Origin of the sequence: Ewingella americana ATCC 33852, assembly GCF_000735345.1 — a bacterium.
GTDB classification, from domain to species: Bacteria; Pseudomonadota; Gammaproteobacteria; order Enterobacterales; family Enterobacteriaceae; genus Ewingella; species Ewingella americana.
The window spans coordinates 1-1640 of record NZ_JMPJ01000013.1; the positions used below are offsets into that span (position 1 = coordinate 1).

The following is a 1640-nucleotide window of genomic DNA, read 5'->3' on the forward strand; positions in this document are numbered from 1 at the left end:
TACGAAAGTTAATTTTTGAGCACCGCTTCACGAGTTGAAGCAAATCGAACTTTTAATTGAAGAGTTTGATCATGGCTCAGATTGAACGCTGGCGGCAGGCCTAACACATGCAAGTCGAGCGGCAGCGGGAAGTAGCTTGCTACTTTGCCGGCGAGCGGCGGACGGGTGAGTAATGTCTGGGAAACTGCCTGATGGAGGGGGATAACTACTGGAAACGGTAGCTAATACCGCATGACCTCGAAAGAGCAAAGTGGGGGACCTTCGGGCCTCACGCCATCGGATGTGCCCAGATGGGATTAGCTAGTAGGTGAGGTAATGGCTCACCTAGGCGACGATCCCTAGCTGGTCTGAGAGGATGACCAGCCACACTGGAACTGAGACACGGTCCAGACTCCTACGGGAGGCAGCAGTGGGGAATATTGCACAATGGGCGCAAGCCTGATGCAGCCATGCCGCGTGTGTGAAGAAGGCCTTCGGGTTGTAAAGCACTTTCAGCGAGGAGGAAGGCGTTAAGGTTAATAACCTTAGCGATTGACGTTACTCGCAGAAGAAGCACCGGCTAACTCCGTGCCAGCAGCCGCGGTAATACGGAGGGTGCAAGCGTTAATCGGAATTACTGGGCGTAAAGCGCACGCAGGCGGTTTGTTAAGTCAGATGTGAAATCCCCGAGCTTAACTTGGGAACTGCATTTGAAACTGGCAAGCTAGAGTCTTGTAGAGGGGGGTAGAATTCCAGGTGTAGCGGTGAAATGCGTAGAGATCTGGAGGAATACCGGTGGCGAAGGCGGCCCCCTGGACAAAGACTGACGCTCAGGTGCGAAAGCGTGGGGAGCAAACAGGATTAGATACCCTGGTAGTCCACGCTGTAAACGATGTCGATTTGGAGGTTGTGGGCTTGACCCGTGGCTTCCGGAGCTAACGCGTTAAATCGACCGCCTGGGGAGTACGGCCGCAAGGTTAAAACTCAAATGAATTGACGGGGGCCCGCACAAGCGGTGGAGCATGTGGTTTAATTCGATGCAACGCGAAGAACCTTACCTACTCTTGACATCCAGAGAATTCGCTAGAGATAGCTTAGTGCCTTCGGGAACTCTGAGACAGGTGCTGCATGGCTGTCGTCAGCTCGTGTTGTGAAATGTTGGGTTAAGTCCCGCAACGAGCGCAACCCTTATCCTTTGTTGCCAGCGACGTAATGGTGGGAACTCAAAGGAGACTGCCGGTGATAAACCGGAGGAAGGTGGGGATGACGTCAAGTCATCATGGCCCTTACGAGTAGGGCTACACACGTGCTACAATGGCATATACAAAGAGAAGCGAACTCGCGAGAGCAAGCGGACCTCATAAAGTATGTCGTAGTCCGGATTGGAGTCTGCAACTCGACTCCATGAAGTCGGAATCGCTAGTAATCGTAGATCAGAATGCTACGGTGAATACGTTCCCGGGCCTTGTACACACCGCCCGTCACACCATGGGAGTGGGTTGCAAAAGAAGTAGGTAGCTTAACCTTCGGGAGGGCGCTTACCACTTTGTGATTCATGACTGGGGTGAAGTCGTAACAAGGTAACCGTAGGGGAACCTGCGGTTGGATCACCTCCTTACCTAAAGATACGCATTGTGCAGTGTCCACACAGATTGTCTGAT

1 rRNA gene is annotated in these 1640 nt (G+C 52.7%); it reads left to right on the plus strand.

The features are described 5' to 3' along the window. The first annotated feature begins 53 nt into the window (after positions 1–53). Positions 54–1597, plus strand: a 16S ribosomal RNA gene (locus GEAM_RS00050). Positions 1598–1640: the final 43 nt, after the last annotated feature.